Annotated in this window: 19 protein-coding genes and 2 tRNA genes; 19 read left to right on the top strand and 2 right to left on the bottom strand. The window is 73.7% G+C overall.

Annotated elements, in window-relative coordinates; genetic code table 11:
• Positions 1 to 100: 100 nt before the first annotated feature.
• Positions 101 to 1,030, top strand: a complete 930-nt coding sequence (locus D7318_RS03400; RefSeq protein WP_230423308.1) for an ABC-2 transporter permease — start codon at positions 101 to 103, stop codon at positions 1,028 to 1,030.
• A gap of 18 nt (positions 1,031 to 1,048) precedes the next feature.
• Here the strand turns inward: D7318_RS03400 and D7318_RS03395 are convergent.
• Positions 1,049 to 1,122 (bottom strand) — tRNA-Phe (locus tag D7318_RS03395).
• Positions 1,123 to 1,126: 4 nt separating this feature from the next.
• Positions 1,127 to 1,201: transfer RNA gene (locus tag D7318_RS03390), tRNA-Asp, on the bottom strand.
• A 212-nt stretch (positions 1,202 to 1,413) separates the two neighbouring features.
• Between D7318_RS03390 and mgrA the strand changes: the two genes are divergently transcribed.
• The 18 genes from mgrA to rfbA all read left to right on the top strand — a co-directional run bounded on the left by mgrA (position 1,414) and on the right by rfbA (position 21,534).
• The gene (gene mgrA, locus D7318_RS03385) at positions 1,414 to 2,409 is read left to right on the top strand and encodes an L-glyceraldehyde 3-phosphate reductase (protein WP_183091303.1); all 996 of its coding nucleotides are present in this window, start codon (positions 1,414 to 1,416) and stop codon (positions 2,407 to 2,409) included.
• Between the two features lie 208 nt (positions 2,410 to 2,617).
• A complete protein-coding gene (locus D7318_RS03380) occupies positions 2,618 to 4,582 on the top strand; it encodes a DUF2264 domain-containing protein (protein WP_120695333.1) in 1,965 nt (654 codons plus the stop codon).
• A gap of 241 nt (positions 4,583 to 4,823) precedes the next feature.
• Positions 4,824 to 5,348: an SgcJ/EcaC family oxidoreductase gene (locus tag D7318_RS03375; RefSeq protein ID WP_120695332.1), complete on the top strand. Its 525-nt coding sequence runs from the start codon at positions 4,824 to 4,826 to the stop codon at positions 5,346 to 5,348.
• A gap of 546 nt (positions 5,349 to 5,894) precedes the next feature.
• The gene (locus tag D7318_RS03370; protein ID WP_183091304.1) at positions 5,895 to 6,863 is read left to right on the top strand and encodes a sensor histidine kinase; all 969 of its coding nucleotides are present in this window, start codon (positions 5,895 to 5,897) and stop codon (positions 6,861 to 6,863) included.
• Positions 6,860 to 7,465 (top strand): response regulator transcription factor, encoded by a 606-nt coding sequence (locus D7318_RS03365; RefSeq protein ID WP_120695330.1) that lies wholly within the window; start codon positions 6,860 to 6,862, stop codon positions 7,463 to 7,465. Before D7318_RS03370 ends, D7318_RS03365 begins: the two co-directional genes overlap by 4 nt.
• A gap of 349 nt (positions 7,466 to 7,814) precedes the next feature.
• Positions 7,815 to 9,278 (top strand): NDP-hexose 2,3-dehydratase family protein, encoded by a 1,464-nt coding sequence (locus D7318_RS03360; protein WP_120695329.1) that lies wholly within the window; start codon positions 7,815 to 7,817, stop codon positions 9,276 to 9,278.
• Complete coding sequence (locus D7318_RS03355; protein WP_120695328.1) at positions 9,275 to 10,273, top strand: NAD-dependent epimerase/dehydratase family protein; 999 nt, start codon at positions 9,275 to 9,277, stop codon at positions 10,271 to 10,273. Before D7318_RS03360 ends, D7318_RS03355 begins: the two co-directional genes overlap by 4 nt.
• 11 nt (positions 10,274 to 10,284) lie before the next feature.
• Complete coding sequence (locus tag D7318_RS03350; protein ID WP_120695327.1) at positions 10,285 to 11,001, top strand: class I SAM-dependent DNA methyltransferase; 717 nt, start codon at positions 10,285 to 10,287, stop codon at positions 10,999 to 11,001.
• A 46-nt stretch (positions 11,002 to 11,047) separates the two neighbouring features.
• Entirely contained in the window at positions 11,048 to 12,157 is a 1,110-nt protein-coding gene (locus D7318_RS03345; RefSeq protein WP_120695326.1) for a DegT/DnrJ/EryC1/StrS family aminotransferase, read from the top strand.
• Positions 12,158 to 12,241: 84 nt separating this feature from the next.
• Entirely contained in the window at positions 12,242 to 12,868 is a 627-nt protein-coding gene (locus D7318_RS03340) for a dTDP-4-dehydrorhamnose 3,5-epimerase family protein (protein ID WP_120695325.1), read from the top strand.
• On the top strand, positions 12,865 to 14,355 hold the full coding sequence (locus tag D7318_RS03335) for an FAD-dependent monooxygenase (RefSeq protein ID WP_230423307.1): 1,491 nt from the start codon (positions 12,865 to 12,867) through the stop codon (positions 14,353 to 14,355). The genes D7318_RS03340 and D7318_RS03335 overlap by 4 nt, the downstream gene beginning before the upstream one ends.
• 101 nt (positions 14,356 to 14,456) lie before the next feature.
• Positions 14,457 to 14,780 (top strand): TcmI family type II polyketide cyclase, encoded by a 324-nt coding sequence (locus tag D7318_RS03330; RefSeq protein ID WP_120695324.1) that lies wholly within the window; start codon positions 14,457 to 14,459, stop codon positions 14,778 to 14,780.
• A gap of 31 nt (positions 14,781 to 14,811) precedes the next feature.
• Complete coding sequence (locus D7318_RS03325) at positions 14,812 to 16,086, top strand: beta-ketoacyl-[acyl-carrier-protein] synthase family protein (protein ID WP_120695323.1); 1,275 nt, start codon at positions 14,812 to 14,814, stop codon at positions 16,084 to 16,086.
• Positions 16,083 to 17,336 (top strand): ketosynthase chain-length factor, encoded by a 1,254-nt coding sequence (locus tag D7318_RS03320; protein WP_120695322.1) that lies wholly within the window; start codon positions 16,083 to 16,085, stop codon positions 17,334 to 17,336. Before D7318_RS03325 ends, D7318_RS03320 begins: the two co-directional genes overlap by 4 nt.
• 36 nt (positions 17,337 to 17,372) lie before the next feature.
• Positions 17,373 to 18,176, top strand: a complete 804-nt coding sequence (locus tag D7318_RS03315; protein ID WP_120695321.1) for an SDR family NAD(P)-dependent oxidoreductase — start codon at positions 17,373 to 17,375, stop codon at positions 18,174 to 18,176.
• A 49-nt stretch (positions 18,177 to 18,225) separates the two neighbouring features.
• The gene (locus tag D7318_RS03310; protein ID WP_120695320.1) at positions 18,226 to 19,173 is read left to right on the top strand and encodes an aromatase/cyclase; all 948 of its coding nucleotides are present in this window, start codon (positions 18,226 to 18,228) and stop codon (positions 19,171 to 19,173) included.
• Between the two features lie 4 nt (positions 19,174 to 19,177).
• Positions 19,178 to 20,626 carry an FAD-dependent monooxygenase gene (locus tag D7318_RS03305; RefSeq protein WP_230423306.1) on the top strand — a complete coding sequence of 483 codons (1,449 nt, stop codon included), beginning with the start codon at positions 19,178 to 19,180 and terminating at the stop codon, positions 20,624 to 20,626.
• The gene (rfbA, locus tag D7318_RS03300) at positions 20,623 to 21,534 is read left to right on the top strand and encodes a glucose-1-phosphate thymidylyltransferase RfbA (protein ID WP_120695319.1); all 912 of its coding nucleotides are present in this window, start codon (positions 20,623 to 20,625) and stop codon (positions 21,532 to 21,534) included. The genes D7318_RS03305 and rfbA overlap by 4 nt, the downstream gene beginning before the upstream one ends.
• The last annotated feature ends 2 nt before the right edge of the window (positions 21,535 to 21,536 follow it).

Below are 21,536 nucleotides of genomic sequence, written 5' to 3'. Positions count from 1 at the left end.
TGGTGAATTGCCCGCATAGGGTGACCGGGTGGGTCGTTCCCTGCGCGCTTTCCGTCACTCTCGGTACTTTCCGGACTCTCGGTACCTTCCGGCCGCGGTCGTGGGGCTGCTCACGGCCGCATCGGCCGGTCTCTTCGCGGGCTCCTACACCTACGCCATGGCCAACCCCACGCCGCGCCACGTTCCGGTGGCGATCGTGGACCGCGCGGATCCGGCGTTCGTCGACGCCCTGGGCGATGGCCTCGGCACGTCGCTCGAACGTCACCACTACCGCACGCGTCCACAGGCTGTGGACGCCGTCCAGGATCAGCGGGTCTTCGGGATCGTGAGCGAGCGGGGCGGCGTCGTCGAGCTCGACACCGTGGGTGCTGCGGGCTCCGAGGTGGCCGCGCTGCTCGCCAGGACGGGGCGCGAGGCGGCGGCGGAGTCCGGCACCCGCCTGCGGGTGCGCGACATCAGGCCCCTGCACCGGGGCGACCCGCGGGGCCTCGCGCTCTTCTACGTCACGATCGCCGCGGTGATCGTCGGCTTCCTCGGCGCCGTGCAACTGGCGATCAACGCACGGGAGTTGCGGCCGCTTGAACGCGTCGCCTGCACGGCGGGCTACGCGGTGCTCGGCGGCTTCGCGATCGTCGGGGTGGTCAGCTGGCTCACGGGGGCCGCGGGCCTGCCGTTCGTCCAGTCCTGGGTGATCCTGTCGCTCACGATGTTCGCCTCGGGGATGATCTACACCATGTTCAACGCCCTGGTCGGGCGGTGGGCGCTGCTGCCGACGTGGGTGCTGATGGTGATGCTGGGCAACCCCTCGTCCGGCGGCGCGGTCTCGTGGCCGCTGCTCCCCGCGCTGCTCGGCGCGATCGGCCGCTGGCTCCCCCCTGGCGCGGCGGTCAACGCCCTCCACAACGCCGTCTACTTCCCGGGGCACCAGCACGCGCAGCCCTACGCGGTGCTGCTGGCCTGGACGCTGCTCGCCACGACGATCTTCGCCGTCCGGCGCGATCGCCACCCGGGCGGGAGGCCGGGGCGCTGAGCGGGGGAGGAAAGAAGGTGGCTGGGGCCGGGGTCGAACCGGCGACCTTCCGCTTTTCAGGCGGACGCTCGTACCAACTGAGCTACCCAGCCAGAGCGGTCCTGACGGGATTTGAACCCGCGGCCTCCACCTTGACAGGGTGGCGAGCACTCCAAACTGCTCCACAGGACCTGGCTTGTGCGACGCCCTGATCCGGGCCGATGTCGCTGAAGCAGCCTATCACGGGACGGGGGGCGGCCCGTTCGCGTTGTCCGAGGCAGGGCGCGGGGCGCCGACCCCAAAGTCCGGGTTGTGACGTTGCAAGGGGTGTGTCAGGATGCGGCGGTTCGTTCAGAACCACACCCGGAACGACGCGCAGGACGAGGCAGAGACGAGGGAGAATCGTGACATACGTCGCCTCCGAAGGCCGCTATGGCCCCATGCCCTATCGACGCAGCGGCCGGTCGGGCCTCCGGCTGCCCGCCATCTCGCTCGGCCTGTGGCACAACTTCGGGGACGCCCACCCGCTCGAGGGCCAGCGGGCCATCCTGCGGCGCGCGTTCGACCTCGGGGTGACCCACTTCGACCTCGCCAACAACTACGGCCCCGAGCCGGGCGCCGCCGAGCGCAACTTCGGGCAGATCCTCGCCGCGGACTTCCGCCCCTACCGCGACGAGCTGATCATCTCCACCAAGGCGGGCTACCACATGTGGGCCGGCCCCTACGGGGAGTTCGGGTCGCGGAAGTACCTGCTGGCCAGCCTCGACCAGAGCCTGGGCCGCATGGGCCTCGAGTATGTCGACATCTTCTACTCGCACCGCCCCGACCCGGACACGCCCCTCGAGGAGACCATGGGCGCGCTGGACACGGCCGTGCGCCAGGGGAAGGCGCTCTACGCGGGCATCTCCAACTACACGGCCGAGCAGACCCGCGAGGCCGCGCGGATCCTGCGGGAGCTCGGCACGCCGCTGCTGATCCACCAGCCGTCCTACTCGATGGTCAACCGATGGGTCGAGGACGGCCTGCTCGACGCCCTCGACGAGGTGGGCGCGGGCTCGATCGCGTTCTCGCCGCTGGCCCAGGGGCTGCTGACCGACCGCTATCTCAACGGCGTTCCCGAGGGCTCGCGGGCGGCGGGGGCCAGCCCGTTCCTCACCGAGGACCGCGTCGTCGGCGCCGTGGAGACCGCGCGGGCGCTCGACGAGATCGCCAAGCGGCGCGGCCAGACCCTCGCGCAGCTGGCCCTGGCGTGGGTGCTGCGCGGGGGCCGGGTCACCTCGGCGCTGATCGGCGCGAGCAGCGTCCGTCAGCTCGAGGACAACGTCGGGGCCGTCGCCAACCTCGGCTTCGAGGACGAGGAGCTGGCCGAGATCGAGGCGGTCCTCGGCGCGCGGGGCTGAGGCGCGGGGTCAGGATCTCGAGGGGGCGCGGGGCCGGGCTCACGGCCCCGCGCCCCTTCGCCGTGCGCGTCAACGGCCGGGGTGGCGGCGTCGAGGAGGGTGCGCGGAAACGGTTCGGTGCCCTCGTGGGGCGGAAGGATGGCCGAGTGGCGCCGGGAGATCGGCGACCGGATCCGTGCCGCATGCGAGGACCGAGGGAGAGCTTGCCGTGACCGACCCCCTGACCCGAGCCCCCGACCGCGCGTTCTGGACCGCGGCCGCCGACCGGCTGCTGCTCGCGCCCCGCGCGCACGCCACCGAGCGCCATGCCCAGATCCACCTGCCGGGCCCCGCCAGCGCGAGCGGCCGGTGGAGCGACGGCCTCGAGGGCTTCGCCAGAACGTTCCTGCTCGCGGGCTTCCGGCTCGGCGGCGCGGGCGGCGACGACCCGCACCACCTCGCCGAGTGGTACGCCGAGGGCCTGGCCGCGGGCACCGACCCCGAAAGCCCCGAGCGCTGGCCCACGTTCGCCGAGGTCAACCAGGCCAAGGTCGAGGCCGCGTCGATCGCGATCGCCCTGCACGAGACGCGCCCCTGGATCTGGGACCGGCTCGACGACCGCGTGCGGGGACACGTTCTCACCTGGCTCGGCCACATGGTGAACACGGACATGCCGGGCAACAACTGGGTCTGGTTCCAGGGGATCACCGAGGCGTTCGCCCGCACGGCAGGGGGGCGCTGGGACCAGGCCGACCTCGACCGCGCGATCGAGCTGACCGACCTCTGGTACGCGGGCGACGGCTGGTACTCCGACGGCCTGACGGGCGGGGCCCACCGCAACTACGACCACTACAACGGCTGGGCGATGCACTTCTACCCGCTGTGGTTCTGCCGGATCCTCGGTGACACCGTCGGCGACGTGGCGCCCGCGGGCCTGGCCGACCGGTACCGCGCGCGGCTCACCCGCTACCTCGACGACCACCGCCACCTCACGGGCGGCCATGGCTCACCGTTGATCCAGGGCCGTTCACTCACCTATCGGTTCGCCGCGCTCGCGCCCGTGTGGGCGGGCGCGCTCTTCGACGCGACGCCGCTGCCGCCCGGTCAGACCCGCAGGCTGGCCGGGCTGACGCTGCGCCACTTCGTCGACAACGGCGCGGTCGGCGACGACGGCCTGCTGCCGCTCGGCTGGCACCGTCCGTTCCCGCGCATCCGCCAGCTGTACTCGGGGCCCGCCTCGCCCTACTGGGCGTCCAAGGGCTTCGCCGGGCTGCTGCTGCCGCCGGAGCACCCCGTGTGGACCGGGCCCGAGGTGCCGCTTCCCGTTGAAGAGGGCTCGTTCACCCGGGTGTTGAACGCGCCCGGGTGGCTGGTGTCGGGCACGCGCGCGGACGGCGTCGTCCGCGTCGTCAACCACGGCAGCGACCACACCGACCCCGCCCGCCTCGTCGCCGACGACCCGGTCTACGCCCGCCTCGCCTACGCCACGCACGCCGCGCCCGAGATGCCCGCCGACCCCGCCCCTGGGCCGCTCGACTCCACGGTCACGCTGGTGGACGCCAGGGGCCGCGCCGCCCATCGCCGCCCGCTGGCCAGGATCGAGGTGGCCGGGCACACCGGCGTCTCGCGCAGCCGCGCGCACTGGCCCGTGGACGCGACGTGGGACCCGTTCGGGGGGCCCGAGATCGAGCAGCGCACCGGGCCCTGGATCACCGTGGCCTCCGTGGTCCGCGGCCCCGTCGAGGTGCGGCTCGCCCGGGTCGACCCGGGCGAGGACGACCTCGAACGCGGCCCGTTCACGCTGCGGTTCGGCGGCTGGCCGCTGACCGGACCCGGCGGGGCCGCGGTGTCCCAGGGCGCCGACGCGGCGGCGTCGTTCACCGGCGCCGGGGGCCTGGTCTCCGCGGTGGTCGCGCTGCGCGGCCTGCCGCACGCCGATGTCGCCATGGCGAAGGGGAGCAACGCGCTCGGGCCCGAGTCCGCCACCCCGCTGCTGACCACGGGCGGCGACGCGCCACGCCCGGGAGCGCTCCACGCCGCCGCGGTGGTGCTGGGCGCGGGGCCGCTCGACCCCGCGCGGCTCCCCACGCTCGCCGAGGGAGCCGACCCGGACACGGCGGTGCTGAGCTGGCCCGACGGGACGACCGACACCGTTCGCCTGCCCGCGCCCCCGGGCGCGCCCACCCCTCCGTAGCCGGACGCCTCACCGCGCCCGATGAGATCGACGAGCACGCCGCCGCGTCGGGCCTCGACCGGGTGGCCCCGTGGTCCGACCGGTCACACGCCCCGTACCGCGAGGACGCGGGTCCGTATATCGCCGTCTACCGCCGCCCTGCGGGGTGAGGACAACTCCTGGACAACTCCTGGGTCTTTCTTTGCCGTTCTTTGTTGTGATCGTGCGCTGGGCTTGACCGCACGCGAGCAAGGCTGGCGCCATGCAGATCACCTTCCGCGCCCGCCCGGCGCGTGTCGCCCTCGCCGTCGTCGCCGCGGGAACCCTGCTGGCCGGAGCCGCCTCCGGTGTCGGGGCGGCGGCGCCCGAGCAGCGCTCGGCGGGGCACCACCAGCCGAGCGAGGCCGAGATCCGGGCCCTCTTCGACGACTGGAACGACGCGCTCGCCACCGAGGACCCCGAGGCCGTGGCCGACCTCTACGCGCCCGACGCCGTGCTCGAGCCGACGCTGTCCGACGTCATACGCACCGACCGCGCCGGGATCGTCGACTACTTCGAGCACTTCCTGCTCCAGCGGCCTTCGGGCGAGATCGACGCGTCGTACGTCGAGCTGCTCGGCCGCGACGCGGCCGTCGACTCGGGCGCGTACACGTTCACGTTGACCGACCCGGAGACGGGCGAGGTATCCGAGGTGCCCGCCCGCTACACGTTCGTCTACGAGCGCGACACCCACACGGGCGCGTGGCGGATCGTGAACCACCACTCGTCGGCCATGCCGGAGGGCTGACGCCGGGTCAGCCGTTGACCGGCCGGGGGTGGTCGGGCGTTGGCCCTCCCGGTGCTCAACCGGCGGGGCGGCTCGCCTTCGTGCCCCCGGCGCGGGGTGGTTCCGGAAAGGCCGACGGGGCCCGAAGCCGGTGCGGGCAGCCTTCCTTGCCGCCGGACCTTGTGCCTATCATCGCTGTGCGTCTGCGTGTTCGCTGAAGGGGGCGGAAGCGGTGGGCATCGTGCGGAACGCGGGGGGAGTTGAGCTCGCCCCCGTCGTATTCACCCTGCTGTCAAAGGTTCAAGCACCACTGCGTATCGATTGACGTTTCATCGGTGCCGTTCCGACCAGGCGGCACTTCGCGGAGGCAACCGCACCGGGGGAATTCACATGATGGAGAGTGTCGAGGAATCCAGGCTCTCGGCCGATTCGACTGCGCGCCTCGCGGCCCTTGTCGTCGGATTGATCGGGCTGAGCGCCGTGGCACATGGCAAAATCAACTGGCTGAACAGCGGCCCCGCCCCTTCCCTGCTCCTTCCCGCCATCGTGCTCACCACCATTCTGGCGGTGACAAGTTACCGATTGGTCTCGTCTTCGGTGACCGACGGGTTCGATCCCGCCGATCACCCGGTGGACCTGGCGCTCTTCTCGTGCTCGACGCTGCTGCTGATCGCGGTGCTCGGCGTCTACGCCCAGAGCGTCGCCATCGCCTTCGTCGGCATCGCGTCCCTGGTGCTCCGACTGGTTCTCGCCGTCCTGCTGTGCCTGCCCGTCCTCGGCGTCGCCGCGGCGGTCCTGACGTCCAACGGCTTTCCGCCCGTCCATGTGCTGACCGTGATCGCGGCGGCGGTGACCACCGGCGGGGCGTGCTACTTCCTCGGCTGGCTGGCGTTCCGCTACCGGGAGATGCTCAGGGCCGCCTCGTGGGAGAAGCGCGCGGCGCTCGTCGAGGAGCGGCTCCGCTTCGCGCGTGACCTGCACGACATCCTGGGCCACAGCCTGTCGGTCATCGCGCTCCAGAGCGAGCTCGCGTCGCGGCTCGTCGGCTCGGACCCCGAACACGCGCGCGGCGCCCTGAAGTCGGTCGCCGACCTCTCCCGGCGGTCGATCGCCGATGTGCGCGAGGTCGTGGTCGGCTACCGGATGCCGCCGCTCGCCGCCGAGATCGACGAGGTCGCGGCGGTGCTGCGGGCGGCCGGGGTGGCCGCCGAGGTCAGCGTCCCCCGTGAGGGTGTGCCGCAGCCGGTCGAGCAGGCGCTCGGCTGGGTCGCCAGGGAGGCCACGACCAACATCCTGCGGCACAGCGACGCCGGGCGCTGCCTCATCCGGCTGTCCACGGAGGGCGGTCGGGTGCTCTTCGAGGTGCGCAACGACGGCGCCGGGCGCGGCTCGCGCGAGGGCGGCAGCGGGCTCGTCGGGCTGCGGTCCCGCGTCGAGGCGGTGGGCGGCACCCTCACCTGGGGGCACGACGACGGCTCCTGGTACGGCGTGCGCGCCGACATCCCGCTCGGCGGCGTCCCGGACGGCTGCGGATGATCAGGATCGTGGTGGCCGAGGACGAGGGGCTGACCCGCGAGGCGCTGGTCGCGTTGATCGGACTCGCCGAAGGGCTGTGCGTCGTCGCGAGCACGGGGCGCGGGGACGAGGTGCTGGTCCTGGCCGAGGAGCACGCCGCCGACCTCGTGATCCTCGACGTGGAGATGCCGGGCATGGACGGCATCCAGGTGGTCGAGCGACTCCAGGCCCTGCGAGCCGGGTTCCCCACCCTCATGCTCACCAGCCACGCGCGTCCCGGCAGCCTCCAGCGCGCGCTCAGGGCGGGCGCCCGCGGCTTCCTGACCAAGGAGGTCTCGGCGGAGCGGCTGTGGGACGTGATCCGCCGTGTGCACGGGGGAGACCGCTACGTGGACCCCGGGCTCGCCGCCGCCGCGCTCGCCGCCGGCGACAACCCCCTGACCGCGCGCGAGGCCGAGGTGCTGCGCTGGGCGGGCGAGGGCAACCCACTCGGCGTCGTCGCCGACAAGCTGAACGTCAGCGAGGGCACCGTGCGCAACCACATGTCATCGGCGATCAGAAAGCTGGGCGCGCCGAACCGCATCGTCGCCTTCCACCGGGCGACCGAGGCGGGCTGGATCTGAGCCCATTCCGGCCTGAATTCCCCTTCTCGGCCCCCGGCATGACTTTGTGCGCGCGGCGCCCATGACGCATGTCATGGGTGGGTCCCGGCGTTTCTCACGGTGAATTCCCCACCCAGCGTTCTCTGTTGACACCCGAGGACGGCACGTGTCACGCTCAATTCGGCAGGCGAGGTGTGCCCATATCCGCCCCGCCTCTCGGGCGCCGCCCTTTCCCGGCGGCGCGCCGCATTTCCCCGCGAGCCACCTTCAGGCCGCACTCCTCGCCCGTGGTGTCCCTTCCCGCCCCGGGTATTCCGCCGCGCGGGCGTGGCGATCAGGGGAGCCCGTTCCCGCAGAAAGGTCGGCCGTCATGCCGCCCTCCGCTTCCGCACGTCCGCAGGAGAACACCGAGAGCCGCGTGATCGCCTCCGCGCTGTCCCGCGGGCCCGATGGCTCGGGGACCGCGCGATTCCTCGCCGAACGCGAGCGTGTGGCGAGCCGCCGCTGGACCAGGACGACGCGCGTCCCGCTGGCCGAGCTCACCGGCTGGCACTGCGCCCCCGGGGCCGCCGCGTTCACCCACGAGAGCGGGGGGTTCTTCGCCGTCGAGGGACTGTCCGTCCACGCCGAGGGCGCCGCCGTCCCCCGGTGGCACCAGCCGATCATCCACCAGCCCGAGGTGGGGATCCTCGGCATACTCGCCAGGGAGTTCGACGGCACCCTGCGCTTCCTCATGCAGCTCAAGGCCGAGCCGGGCAACGCCGGGGGCCTCCAGCTCTCGCCCACCGTCCAGGCCACCCGCAGCAACTACCTGGGCCTGCACCGCGGCAGGCCCGTCCCCTACCTGGAGCACTTCAGGAACCCCGACCCCGAGCGCGTCCTGGTCGACGTCCGGCAGTCCGAGCAGGGCGCGTGGTTCCTGCGGAAGCACAACCGCAACATGGTGGTCGAGGCCACCGAGGACGTGCCGGTGCTCGACGGCTTCCACTGGCTGACCCTCGGCCAGCTCGAAGAGCTGCTGTTCGTCGACGACCTCGTCAACATGGACACCCGCACCGTCCTCGCGTGCCTCCCCCGCTGCGGCCCGCCGCCCGCGGGGGCCGACGCCCTCGCGGGAGACGCGTTCACCGCCGCGCTGTGGCGCTCCCTCGACCCGCGCCAGGGCGCGCTCCACCCCATGCGGTCGATCCTCAGCTGGCTCACCGGCACCCGCACGGGCACCCGACTCACCGCGGAGCGCGTCCCGTTGACCCGGCTGCCGGGCTGGGAGCGGGACGGGGAGCGGCTGTACCACCGCAGCGGGCGCTTCTTCGAGATCGTCGGGATGCGCGTCGAGGCGGCGGGGCGCGAGGTCGGCGGCTGGGACCAGCCGATGCTCGCCGTCGCGGGCACCGGGCTGCTGGCCCTGCTGGTCACCCGGATCAACGGCGTCCTGCACGCCCTGATGCACCTGAGGCCCGAGCCGGGGCTTCGCGACGTGGCCGAGCTCGCGCCGACCGTGCAGTGCCACGTCGACAACTACGACGCGCTGCCCCGCGCCGCCCGGCCCCGCTTCCTCGACGTGGTGCTCGACGCCGACCCCGCGGGCGTCCGCTTCGACACCAGGCTCTCCGACGAGGGCGGCAGGTTCGACCGGGTCGGCAACCGGCACCTCGTCATCGAGACCGAGCGGCTGCCCGAACCCCCCAGCCACCGCTGGATGCCCGTGCACCAGCTCGGCGCCCTGGTCGACCACAGCGGCTACCTCAACGTGCAGGCCCGCAGCCTGCTCGCCTGCCTGCACGCGCTCGCGGCCCACCGCCCCGCGCCCACCCGAGGAGGACCACGACCATGAGCGGCAGCGCACCGCGGGGCCTTCCCCCTCTCATCACCGTGCTCGGCGCCTCGGGGTTCGTCGGCGCCGCCGTCACCGCCGCCCTGGCCCGCCGACCGGTCCGGCTGCGCGCCGTCTCGCGTCGGCCGCCCGACGTGGCGGGGGCGGGCGCCGCGTCCTTCGAGGTCCACCCGGCCGATGTCACCGACCGGGCCGCCCTCGCGCACGCCGTCGACGGCGCGGACGTCGTGGTGAACCTGCTGCTCAACAGCGGCGGTTGGCGCGCCGCCGAGGAGGATCCCCGCAGCGAGCTGGTCAACGTCGGCGTCATCCGCTCCACCGCCGACCTGCTGCGCCGCCGCCGTGGAACGGGCCGGCCGCCGCTCGTCGTGTACAGCGGCTCCGCCTCGCAGATCGGCGTCCCGCCCGACGCGCCCATCGACGGCGGCGAGCCCGACCGGCCCGAGACGGCGTACGACCGGCAGAAGCTGGCGGCGGAACGGGCCCTGAAGGAGGCCACCGCCGAGGGGGTGCTGCGTGGCGTCAGCCTGCGTCTGCCCACCGTGTACGGCGAGCCCACGGGGTCGGGCAACGCGGACCGCGGCGTCGTCTCCACCATGATCGGCCGCGCGCTCGCGGGGGAGCCCCTCCGGATGTGGCACGACGGCACCGTGCGCCGCGACCTCGTCCATGTGACGGACGTCGCCCGCGCCGTGGAGGCCGCCATCGACCACCCCGACCGGCTGGTCGGCGGTCACTGGCTGATCGGCTCCGGCGAAAGCCCGGCCCTGGGCGACGCGTTCCGCCTCATCGCCGACTCCGTCGCGCGCCACACCGGGCGGCCACCGGTCCCCGTGCTCTCCGTCCCGCCGCCCGACCACGCCCCGGTGACGGACTTCCGCAGCGTCCTGATCGACCCCTGGCGGTTCCGCGCGGTCACCGGCTGGAAGCCGGAGCTCTCCCTCGCGGAGGGCGTGGACCGCACCGTGGCCGCGCTCACCGCCCACGCCTCTTGAAGGAGACACCCATGTACGGTCCCGAGTTCGCCAGGGTCTACGACCACGTCTACACCCTGCGCGGCAAGGACTACGCGGGGGAGACGGCCGACCTCGTCAAGCTCATCCGCTCGCGGGCCCCCGGGGCCGACTCGCTGCTCGACGTCGGCTGCGGCACCGGCGGCCACCTGGTGCATCTCGCCGGTCTCTTCGGCGAGGTGGAGGGGCTCGAACTCTCCCCCGACATGCTGGCCGTGGCCACCGAGCGGCTGCCCGACACCGTGCTCCACCAGGGGGACATGCGGGCGTTCGACACCGGGCGGCGCTACGACGCCGTGATCTCCCTGTTCGGCACGATCGGCCACGCCTACACCGAGCAGGAACTGCGGGCGGTGTTCCACGGCTTCGCCCGCCATCTGCGCCCCGGCGGCGTCGTGGTGACCGAACCCTGGTGGTTCGTCGAGGACTTCATCGACGGCTACATCTCGGCCGACGTCATCGAACCCGATGGCCTCACCGTGGCCCGCGTGTCCCACACCCGGCGCGACGGCGACAGCTCGCGCATGGAGGTGCACTACCTGGTCTCCGACGCGGAGCGCGGCACGCGGCACTTCTCCGAGTCCTACCGGCACCGGCTCTACACGCGCGAGCAGTACGAGGAGGCCCAGCGCGACGCGGGGTTCGCCACGGAGTACGTCCCAGGGCTGGCCCAGGGCCGCGGCCTGTTCGTCGCCGTGCGCGACGCCTGACGCCGACGAGCCGCGAGCCGAGCACGTGACAGGAGGAGAGATTCGGATGACCACACGCGTGTGGGACTACCTGCCGGAGTACGAGAAGGAGCGGGCCGAGATCCTCGACGCGGTCGAGACGGTGTTCAGGTCGGGCCAGCTCGTGCTGGGCGCGAGCGTCCGCGGCTTCGAGGAGGAGTTCGCCGCCTACCTCGGCACCGCCCACTGCGCCGGGGTCGACAACGGCACCAACGCGGTGAAGCTCGGCCTCCAGGCGCTGGGCGTGGGCCAGGGCGACGAGGTGATCACCGTGTCCAACACCGCCGCGCCGACCGTCGTCGCCATCGACTCCACCGGGGCGCGGGCCGTCTTCGTCGATGTGCGCGAGGACGACTTCCTGATGGACACCTCCCAGGTCGAGGCGGCCATCACCCCGGCCACGACGTGCCTGCTGCCCGTCCACCTCTACGGCCAGTGCGTCGACATGGCCCCGCTGCGCGCGCTGGCGGACCGGCGCGGCCTCGCCGTTCTCGAGGACTGCGCCCAGGCCCATGGCGCCGAGCACCACGGTGCCAAGGCGGGCACCCTCGGGGACGTCGCCGCGTTCTCCTTCTACCCGACCAAGGTCCTGGGCGCGTACGGCGACGGCGGCGCCGTCGTCACCGACGACGCGGAGACCGACGCGGCCCTGCGGCGCCTGCGCTACTACGGGATGGCCGAGCGGTACTACACGGTCGGCACCCCCGCGCACAACAGCCGCCTCGACGAGGTGCACGCCGAGATCCTGCGCCGCAAGCTGACCCGGCTCGACACCTACATCGCCGACCGCCGCCGCGTGGCCAGGCGCTACGCGGAGGGGCTCGGCGACACCGGGCTGCGGCTCCCCACGACCGCCCCCGGCAACACCCACGTCCACTACGTCTATGTCGTGCGCCATCCCCGGCGCGACGACATCGTCGAGCGCCTCAAGGCGTACGACATCCACCTCAACATCAGCTACCCCTGGCCGGTGCACACCATGACGGGGTTCGCCCACCTCGGCCGTGGGCGCGGCAGCCTGCCCGTCACCGAGCGCCTCGCGGGCGAGATCTTCTCGCTGCCCATGTACCCCTCGCTGCCCTTCGACGTCCAGGACCGGGTCATCGACGCCCTGCGCGAGGTGCTGTCCACCCTCTGAACGCGCCCAACCGCGCCCCTTTCTTCCCTCCCTCCCTCCCTCCCTCCCGTATCCCGTCCGTACCGCTGAGAGGCGGAAAGAGACATGAAAGCCAGAGAACTCGCCGTCGCAGGCGCCCTGGAGTTCACCCCGCGCGTCTTCGACGACGAACGCGGCCTGTTCGTCTCGCCGTTCCAGGGCGACGCGTTCGCCAGGGCGCACGACGCGCCGCTCTTCCCCGTCGCCCAGACCAACCACAGCGTGTCACGGCGCGGCGTGGTCCGCGGCGTCCACTACACGCTCACGCCCCCCGGCAACGCCAAGTACGTGTACTGCGCGCGCGGCGCGGCCCTCGACATCGTCGTGGACATCCGCGTCGGCTCGCCCACGTTCGGCAAGTGGGACGTCGTGCTGATGGACCAGCGGCACTTCAGGAGCATGTACTTCCCGGTCGGCGTGGGCCACGCGTTCGTCGCCCTCGATGACCACACCGTGATGTCCTACATGCTCTCCGAGGGCTATGTCCCCGAGAACGAGCTGGCCATCAAGGCGCTCGACCCCGCGCTCGGCCTGCCGATCCCCGACGACCTGGGCGCGCCGGTCCTGTCGGCCCGCGACACGGCCGCCCCCACCCTCGCCGAGGCGCGTGAGCGCGGCGAACTCCCCGACTACGGCAGGTGCCTGGAGATCGAGCGGGCCCACGCCGCGCGGCGGGAGGTGGCGGGCCGATGAGCGCGCGTGACGCGATCGACACCGGGGTGGTCGTCGTCGGCGCGGGGCCGACGGGGCTGATGCTCGCCGGGGAGCTGCGGCTCGCCGGGGCCGACGTCATCCTGCTCGAACGCCTCCCCGAGCCCACGGGGCAGTCCAGGGGCCTCGGCTTCACCGCCCGCACGATGGAGGTGTTCGACCAGCGTGGGCTGCTGCCGAGGTTCGGCGCGTTCCACGCCTCGACCGCGGGGCACTTCGGCGGCCTGCCCCTGGACTTCGGCGTCCTCGACGGCATCCACTTCCAGGCGAACGGCATCCCGCAGTGGCGCACCGAGCGCGTACTCGCCGAGTGGGCCACCGAGTTGGGCGCCGACATCAGGCGCGGCACCGGGCTGACCGCCCTCACCGACCACGGCGACCACGTCGAGGTCGCGACCGAGGGGCCCGGCGGCGCGGGGACGTTGCGCGCCGCCTTTGTGGTGGGCTGCGACGGCGGGCAGAGCACCGTCAGGGAGCTGGCGGGCATCGCGTTCCCCGGCTCGGCCGCGACCATGGAGATGTTCCTCGCCGACATCGAGGGCGCCGGGCTGCCGCCGCGCCCCATCGGGCAGCGCGTGCCGGGCGGGATGGCGATGAACGCGCCCATCGGCGACGGCATCGACCGCGTCATCGTGTGCGAGCGCGGCACGGCCCCGAAGCGGCGCGCGGAGGCACCGCCGTTCGCCGAGGTGGCGGCCGCGTGGCGGCGCCTCACCGGCGAGGACATCACGGGGGCGACCCCGCTGTGGACCAGCTCGTTCACCGACTCGGCCCGCCAGGCCGAACGCTACCGGCGCGGGCGGGTGTTCCTCGCGGGGGACGCCGCCCATGTGCACCTCCCCGCCGGTGGGCAGGGCCTCAACGTCGGCGTGCAGGACGCCGTCAACCTCGGCTGGAAGCTCGGCGCCGCGCTGCGCCGGGACAGCCCCGTGGACCTGCTCGACACCTACCACGACGAGCGCCACCCGGTGGGCGCCAGGGTGCTGATGAACACCCAGGCCCAGGGCCTGGTCTACCTCGGCGGTACCGAGGTCGATCCGCTGCGCACCGTGCTGGCCGAGCTGATGGCGTTCGACGAGGTCAACCGGCACCTCGTCGCCATGGTCAGCGGCATGGAGATCCGCTACGGCGACGTCGCCGAGGACGACCACCCGCTGGTCGGCCGCCGCGTGCCGCCGGTCGAGCTGGTCGTCGAGGGCCGCGCCACCGACCCGGTCGCGCTGCTGCGCGACGCGAAGGGCGTGCTGCTCGGCCTGGCCGGTGGCGACAAGCTCGCGCGCGTCGCCGAAGGCTGGGCCGACCGCGTCACGTTCGTGCGGGCGACCCGCAGGTCGGACGCGGGGCCCGACCCGCTGGCCGGCGCCGACGCCGTGCTCGTGCGCCCCGACGGCCACGCCGCGTGGGTCGCCCCCTGCGCCGCCGACGCGGCGCAGGCCCTCGAGCGCTGGTTCGGACCGCCCACGCGCTGACGCGGCACGCCGGGAGAAGGCCGGGAGAAGACCGGGAGAAGGCCGGGAAAGGCAGACAAGGCCAGCAAGGCAGACAAGGCCGTACGACGAGAGAGGCACCCATGTACAGCACGCTGATCGTGGCGCGGATGAAGCCCGGCGCGGCCGATGACATCGCGCGCGTCTTCGCCGAGTTCGACGCCACGGAGATGCCCTCCCGCATGGGCACGAGGCGCCGGGAGCTGTTCACCTACCAGGGGCTCTACTTCCACCTCCAGGACTTCGACACCGAGAACGGCCCCCGGAACATCGACGAGGCCCGCTCGCATCCGCTGTTCGTCAAGGTCAGCGCGGACATGCGGCCGTTCGTCGACCCGTACGACCCCGACACCTGGCGCTCCCCCGCCGACGCCATGGCCACCCGGTTCTACCGGTGGCGGGGCTGAGGGCGGGGACCGCGGCCGACGAGCGAGGGGGATGGCAGTGGCACGACGCGCAGTGATCACCGGGGTGGGCGTGATGGCCCCGGGCGGCACGGGCACCAAGGACTTCTGGAAGATGCTGGTCGAGGGCAGGACGGCGACCCGGGGGATCACGTTCTTCGACCCCTCGCCGTTCCGGTCCCGCATCGCCGCGGAGATCGACTTCGAGCCCGAGGCGCACGGGCTCGGCGGACGCGAGACGCGCCGCATGGACCGCGCCGCCCAGCTGGCGGTCGTCGCCGCCCGCGAGGCCGTCGCCGACAGCGGGTTCGACCCGGCCGCGGCCGAGCCGTGGCGGGTCGGCGTGAGCGTGGGCAGCGCGGTGGGGGCCTCGATGAGCCTGGAGGAGGAGTACCGGATCGCCAGCGACGAAGGCCGCCTCGCGGCGGTCACCGGCGCCTACCTCCCGCCGTTCTTCCACCACCACTTCGTGCCCAGCTCGTTCGCGGCCGAGGTCGCGTGGGCCGTCGGCGCCGAGGGCCCGGCCACGGTGGTCTCCACGGGCTGCACCTCGGGGCTCGACTCGGTGGGCCTGGCGGCCGAGCTGATCCGTGAGGGCACGGCCGACGTCATGATCTGCGGCGGCACCGACGCGCCCATCTCGCCGATCACCGTGGCCTGCTTCGACGCCATCAAGGCCACCTCGCCGCGCAACGACGACCCCGAGCACGCCTCACGCCCGTTCGACGCGTCGCGCAACGGCTTCGTGCTGGCCGAGGGCAGCGCCGTGTTCGTCGTCGAGGAGCTGGCCGCCGCCAGGCGCAGGGGCGCCCATGTCTACGCCGAGATCGCGGGGTTCGCCTCGCGGTGCAACGCCTACCACATGACCGGGCTGCGGCAGGACGGCAGGGAGCTGGCGGACGCGATCAGCTCGGCCCTCGACGAGGCCGGGCTCGACCCGTCCGACATCGACTACGTCAACGCCCATGGCTCGGGCACCAAGCAGAACGACCGCCACGAGACCGGGGCGTTCAAGCGGGCCCTGGGGGAGCACGCGCGCCGCACGCCCGTCAGCTCCATCAAGTCCATGGTCGGGCACTCGCTCGGCGCGATCGGGTCCATCGAGATCGCGGCGTGCGTGCTCGCGATGCGCGACAACGTGGTGCCGCCCACCGCCAACCACACGACTCCCGACCCCGAGTGCGACCTCGACTACGTCCCGGTCACCGCCAGGGAGTGGCGCACGGACGCGGTGCTCACCGTGGGCTCGGGCTTCGGCGGCTTCCAGAGCGCCATGGTGCTCGCCGACGCGGAAAGGGCGGCGCGATGAGGGCCGCGGCGAACGCCCCGCCGAACGCGCCCGCGAAGGCGCCCGCCGTCCTGGTCACCGGATGCGGCGTCGCCGCGCCCAACGGCCTCGGCACCGACGCGTACTGGGCCGCGACCCTGGCCGGGCGGTCGGGGATCGGCCCCGTCACGCTGTTCGACGCGCGCGGCTATCCGTCCCGGCTCGCCGGGGAGATCCAGGACTTCGCCCCGCGCGACCACCTCCCCGTCCGGCTGATCCCGCAGACCGACCGTATGACCCAACTGGCGCTCGCCACGGCCGAGTTCGCATTCGACGACGCCGGGGTGCGCCCGTCGGACGCGGGCGACTACGGCGCCGGCGTGGTGACGGCTGCCACGGCGGGCGGCTACGCGTTCGGCGAGCGCGAGCTGCGGAACCTGTGGAGCGAGGGCCCCGACCATGTGAGCGCCTACCAGTCGTTCGCCTGGTTCTACGCCGTCAACACCGGCCAGATCTCCATCCGCCACGGCATCCGCGGCGCGAGCGGCGCCCTCGTCACCGAAGGGGCGGGGGGCCTCGACGCGCTCGGCCAGGCCCGCAGGCTGATCCGCGGCGGGCAGCCCCTGATGCTCGCCGGAGGCGTGGACTCCTCGCTGTGCTCCTGGGGGTGGGTCGGCCACCTGTCCAGCGGCCGGATCAGCGGGAGCGCCGCGCACGACCGCGCCTACCTGCCGTTCGACCGCGCGGCCGACGGGCATGTCCCGGGCGAGGGCGGCGCCCTGCTGGTCCTCGAGGACGCCGACGCCGCGCGCCGCCGCGGCGCCCGCGCCCTCGGCGCGATCGCCGGGTACGCCGCCACGTTCGACCCACCGCCCGACAGCGGCAGGCCGGGCAACCTCGCGAGGGCGATCCGCGCCGCCCTGGCCGACGCGGGCGTCGGCCCAGGGGACATCGGCGTCGTCATCGCCGACGCCGCCGCCGTCCCCGACCTCGACCGGGCCGAGGCGGACGCCGTCACCGCCGTGTTCGGCCCCGGGGGCGTGCCGGTCACGGCCCCCAAGACGATGACGGGCCGACTGGGCGCGGGCGGCGGCGCGCTCGACGTCGTCACGGCGCTGCTCGCGCTGCGCGACGGGGTGATCCCGCCCACCGTGCACAGCGTCCCGGACCCCGCCCACGGCCTCGACCTGGTGACCGTGGCCCGCAGGGCGCCGCTGACCGCGGCGCTCGTCCTGGCCCGCGGCTCCGGAGGGTTCAACTCCGCCGTCGTCGTCACCGCCCCCACCCGTTGAACGGCCCCACCCGTGGAAGGTCCAGGTGAGCAGTCCATGGCCCAGCAGACACCGACACCGGCACGGCCCGCGCGCGTCGCGCTCGTCACCGGAGCCACGAGCGGCATCGGCCTCGAAGTCGCCCGCACCCTGGGCGCGCAGGGACACCGCGTGTTCCTGTGCGCGCGGGACGGCGGAAGGGTCGAGTCCACCGTGGAGCGGCTGCGCGACGAGGGCCACGACGTGGCGGGCCGGGCGTGCGACGTCACGTCCCGCGCGGACGTCACCGCGTTCGTCACCGCCGCCGTCGAGCGCTTCGGCCCGGTGGACATCCTCGTCAACAACGCGGGCCGTGGCGGCGGTGGCGTCACCGCCGACCTCACCGACGAGCTGTGGGCCGACGTCATCGCGACCAACCTCACCAGCGTGTTCGTCGTCACCCGCGAGGTCCTGACCACCGGGGGCATGCGGGACAGGAGGTGGGGCCGCGTCATCAACATCGCCTCCACCGCGGGCAAGCAGGGCGTGCTGCTCGCGGCGCCCTACACCGCGTCCAAGCACGGGGTGGTCGGCTTCACCAAGGCCCTGGGCAAGGAGCTGGCCCCCGCGGGCATCACGGTCAACGCCGTCTGCCCCGGCTATGTCGAGACGCCCATGGCCCAGGGCGTGCGCCGACGCTACGCGGCGGCCTGGGGGACGACGGAGGACGACGTCCTCGAGCGGTTCGAGGCCAAGATCCCGCTCGGCCGCTACTCCCTGCCGCACGAGGTCGCCGGGCTCGTCGGCCATCTGGCCACCGACACCGCCGCGTCGATCACCGCGCAGGCCCTCAACGTCTGCGGCGGCCTCGGCAACTTCTGAAGGACAGGGCACGGCGCCCGCTCCCACCACCGCACACCGAGGAGGCACCATGGGCCCCACAGGCCCCCAGGAGGTCGAGCACGGGATCACGGTGGCCGCTCCGGCCGCGGCCGTCTACGACCTGATCGCCGACGTCGCCGCCTGGCCTTCGGTCTTCCCGCCCACCCTGCACGCCGAGCGCGTGGCGGGCGACGACAGCGACGAGCGCATCCGCGTCTGGGCGACCGCCAACGGCGCGCCCAAGAGCTGGACATCGCGCCGCCGCCTCGACCGCGAGGCGCTGCGCGTCGACTTCAGGCAGGAGGTCTCGTCCCACCCGGTGGCCGCGATGGGCGGCGCCTGGATCGTCGAGCCGCTGCCGGGGGACCGCTCCAGGGTGCGGCTGCTGCACGACTACCGCGCCGTGGACGACGCGCCCGAGCACCTGGAGTGGATCGCCACGGCCGTCGACCGCAACAGCCGCGCCGAGCTCGCCGCCCTCAGGGACAGGGCCGAGCTGGCCGCCGCTGCCGACGAGCGCACCCTCACGTTCGATGACGCCCTGCGCGTCGACGGATCGGCGAAGGACGTCTACGACTTCCTCGACCAGGCGGGGCGTTGGGACGAACGCCTCCCACACGTGGCGCGCGTGAAGCTCACCGAGGAGGCGCCTGGGCTCCAGCGCCTCGAGATGGACACCCGCTCCCCCGACGGCTCCCTCCACACCACCGTCTCCTACCGGGTGTGCTTCCCGCACCACTCGATCGTCTACAAGCAGACCACGCTGCCCGCCCTGATGACCCTGCACACCGGGCGCTGGCTGCTGACCGAGAACCCCGACGGCTCCACCACGGCCGTCTCCCGGCACACCGTGACGATCGCCGCCGAGCGGATCACGGCCGTGCTCGGCGAGGGCGCCGGGCTCGACGAGGCACGCGCCAGGGTGCGCGACGCGCTCGGCGCCAACAGCCGCGCCACCCTCGGCCTGGCCAGGGCGTACGCCGAGGGGAAGCGTTGATCCGGTGCGCACGCAGGTGATCGTGGTCGGCGCGGGCCCCGTGGGGCTCATGCTGGCCGTCGAGCTGCGGCTCGGCGGCGCGGACACCGTCGTCGTCGAGCGGCGCACGGCGCCCGACGCCGCGTCACGCGCCTCGACGCTGCACGCGCGCACCATGGAGCTCCTCGCCCAGCGAGGACTGCTGCCCGCGTTCGGCGGACCGCCGCACACGGGCACGGGGCACTTCGGCGGAATCCCGCTCGGCCTCGACGAGGTGCCGAGCCCCTACGCGGGCCTGTGGAAGATCCCGCAGGCCCACGTGGAGCACGTCCTGGCCGGAAGGGCGGCCGAGTTGGGCGCGGTCGTCCTGCGCGGGCACACGCTGCGCGCGCTGGCGAACCGGCCGGACGGAGTCACCGCTGAGGTCATGGGCCCCACCGGGCCGATGACCGTCGAGGCCGGTCACCTCGTCGGCTGCGACGGCGAGGACAGCGCCGTACGGCGGCTGGCCGGGATCCCGTTCCCCGGCACCGAGGGGCGCAGGGAGCTGCTGCGCGCGGATGTCACGGGGGTCCGCGTCCGGGCCCGCCGCTTCGAGCGGCACCCGCGCGGCCTCGCCGTCGCCGGGCCGCTCGGCGACGGCGTCACACGGGTGATGGTCCACGAGTACGGCGCCGCGCCCCGCGACCGCGGCCCGGGCGGAGCGGTCGCGTTCGACGAGATCGCCGCCGCCTGGGCCCGCGTCACCGGCGACGACATCGCCGGGGCGACGCCGCTGTGGGCCAACGCGTTCGACGACACCGCCCGGCAGGCCGCGTCCTACCGGCGTGGCCGCGTCCTGCTCGCGGGGGACGCCGCCCACCGCCAGCTGCCCGTCGGCGGTCAGGCCGTCAACCTCGGCCTGCACGACGCCGTCAACCTCGGCTGGAAGCTGGCCGCCACGGCCCGCGGCCACGCGCCGCCGGGCCTGCTCGACACCTACCACTCCGAACGCCACCCCGCGGGTGCGCGCGCCCTGACCGCGATCGCCGCCCAGGCGCTCCTGCTGCTCGGCGGCCCCGGCGTGGACGGCGCGCGCGAGGTCGTCGCCGAGCTCCTCGCCCTGCCGACCGCCCGCGCCCAGCTGGCCGCCGCCATCGGCGGCTTCGACCCGGCCGCACCGCCCGGTCCCCGCCTGCCGCCCCGGGCCCTCGACGGGGCCGCCCCGCGGACCACCGCCCGCGGCCTGCTCATCGACCTCACCGGCGAACCCGCCAGGGCAGAGGCGCTGCGCGCCCGCGCCGCCGGGTGGGCCGACCGCGTGGAGGTCGTCGGCCGACGCCCCCTCACCAGCGGCCCGCTGGCCGGGGCGGGCACCGCGCTCATCCGCCCCGACGGCCACATCGCGTGGCGCGGCGGCCCTTCGGCCGGGCCCGACGAGGCGCTGACCGGGTGGTTCGGCGAGCCCGACCGCACCCAACGGAGGCAACCGTGAAGGGAATCATCCTCGCGGGCGGCAGCGGTACCCGCCTGCGCCCGCTGACCGGCGCCCTCTCCAAGCACCTGCTGCCGGTCTACGACAAGCCCATGGTCTACTACCCGCTCTCGGTGCTCATGCTGGCCGGGATCCGGGACGTGCTGGTCATCTCCTCCCGGTCGCACACCGAGCTCTACCAGGAGATCCTCGGCGACGGCGGACGCCTGGGCATCCGCATCGCCTACGCCGAGCAGGAGGAGCCGAGGGGCATCGCCGACGCGCTGGTCATCGGGGCCGACTTCGTCGGCGACGACCCCGTGGCGCTCATCCTCGGTGACAACATCTTCCACGGCCCCGGCTTCTCCGCGCTCCTGCGGGACAGCCGCCGACACCTCGACGGCTGCGCCCTGTTCGGCTATCCCGTGCGCGACCCGCGGCGGTACGGCGTGGCCACGGTGGACGCCACGGGCCGCCTGCTGTCCATCGAGGAGAAGCCACGGGCGCCCCGCTCCAACCTGGCCGTCACCGGGCTGTACTTCTACAGCAACGACGTGCTCGGCATCGCCAAGAACCTCGGCCCCTCCGCGCGGGGCGAGCTGGAGATCACCGATGTCAACCTCAGCTACCTGGCCCAGGGCCGGGCCCGGCTGACCGAGCTGGGCCGCGGGTTCGCCTGGCTCGACATGGGCACCCATGACTCCCTGCTCCAGGCCGGGCAGTACGTCCAGCTGCTGGAGCGGCGGCAGGGCGAGTGGATCGCGTGCGTCGAGGAGATCGCCCTGCGCATGGGCTTCATCGACGCCGACGCGTGTCACAGGCTCGGCCGCGAGATGGCGGCGTCCGACTACGGCAGGTATGTGATGGAGGTCGCCGCGCGGGGCGCCGCCTCCCCCGCGGCCTCGCCCGCCGCCGCCCCCGCCGACTGACG

The sequence above is a fragment of the Streptomyces radicis genome (genome assembly GCF_003626575.1).
GTDB classification, from domain to species: domain Bacteria; phylum Actinomycetota; class Actinomycetes; order Streptomycetales; family Streptomycetaceae; genus Streptomyces; species Streptomyces radicis.
Note: the sequence above shows the minus strand (reverse complement) of the source record. Positions and strands in the feature narration are given on the sequence as shown.

Excerpts from the sequence above, each read along its gene's own strand:
- D7318_RS03315 (WP_120695321.1), top strand. The coding sequence starts at position 17,373 with ATGGCCCAGCAGACACCGACACCGGCACGGCCCGCGCGCGTCGCGCTC.
- D7318_RS03330 (WP_120695324.1), top strand. The coding sequence starts at position 14,457 with ATGTACAGCACGCTGATCGTGGCGCGGATGAAGCCCGGCGCGGCCGAT.
- D7318_RS03320 (WP_120695322.1), top strand. The coding sequence starts at position 16,083 with ATGAGGGCCGCGGCGAACGCCCCGCCGAACGCGCCCGCGAAGGCGCCC.
- D7318_RS03355 (WP_120695328.1), top strand. The coding sequence starts at position 9,275 with ATGAGCGGCAGCGCACCGCGGGGCCTTCCCCCTCTCATCACCGTGCTC.
- D7318_RS03375 (WP_120695332.1), top strand. The coding sequence starts at position 4,824 with ATGCAGATCACCTTCCGCGCCCGCCCGGCGCGTGTCGCCCTCGCCGTC.
- D7318_RS03345 (WP_120695326.1), top strand. The coding sequence starts at position 11,048 with ATGACCACACGCGTGTGGGACTACCTGCCGGAGTACGAGAAGGAGCGG.
- D7318_RS03350 (WP_120695327.1), top strand. The coding sequence starts at position 10,285 with ATGTACGGTCCCGAGTTCGCCAGGGTCTACGACCACGTCTACACCCTG.
- D7318_RS03340 (WP_120695325.1), top strand. The coding sequence starts at position 12,242 with ATGAAAGCCAGAGAACTCGCCGTCGCAGGCGCCCTGGAGTTCACCCCG.
- D7318_RS03365 (WP_120695330.1), top strand. The coding sequence starts at position 6,860 with ATGATCAGGATCGTGGTGGCCGAGGACGAGGGGCTGACCCGCGAGGCG.
- D7318_RS03335 (WP_230423307.1), top strand. The coding sequence starts at position 12,865 with ATGAGCGCGCGTGACGCGATCGACACCGGGGTGGTCGTCGTCGGCGCG.
- D7318_RS03360 (WP_120695329.1), top strand. The coding sequence starts at position 7,815 with ATGCCGCCCTCCGCTTCCGCACGTCCGCAGGAGAACACCGAGAGCCGC.
- D7318_RS03310 (WP_120695320.1), top strand. The coding sequence starts at position 18,226 with ATGGGCCCCACAGGCCCCCAGGAGGTCGAGCACGGGATCACGGTGGCC.
- D7318_RS03325 (WP_120695323.1), top strand. The coding sequence starts at position 14,812 with ATGGCAGTGGCACGACGCGCAGTGATCACCGGGGTGGGCGTGATGGCC.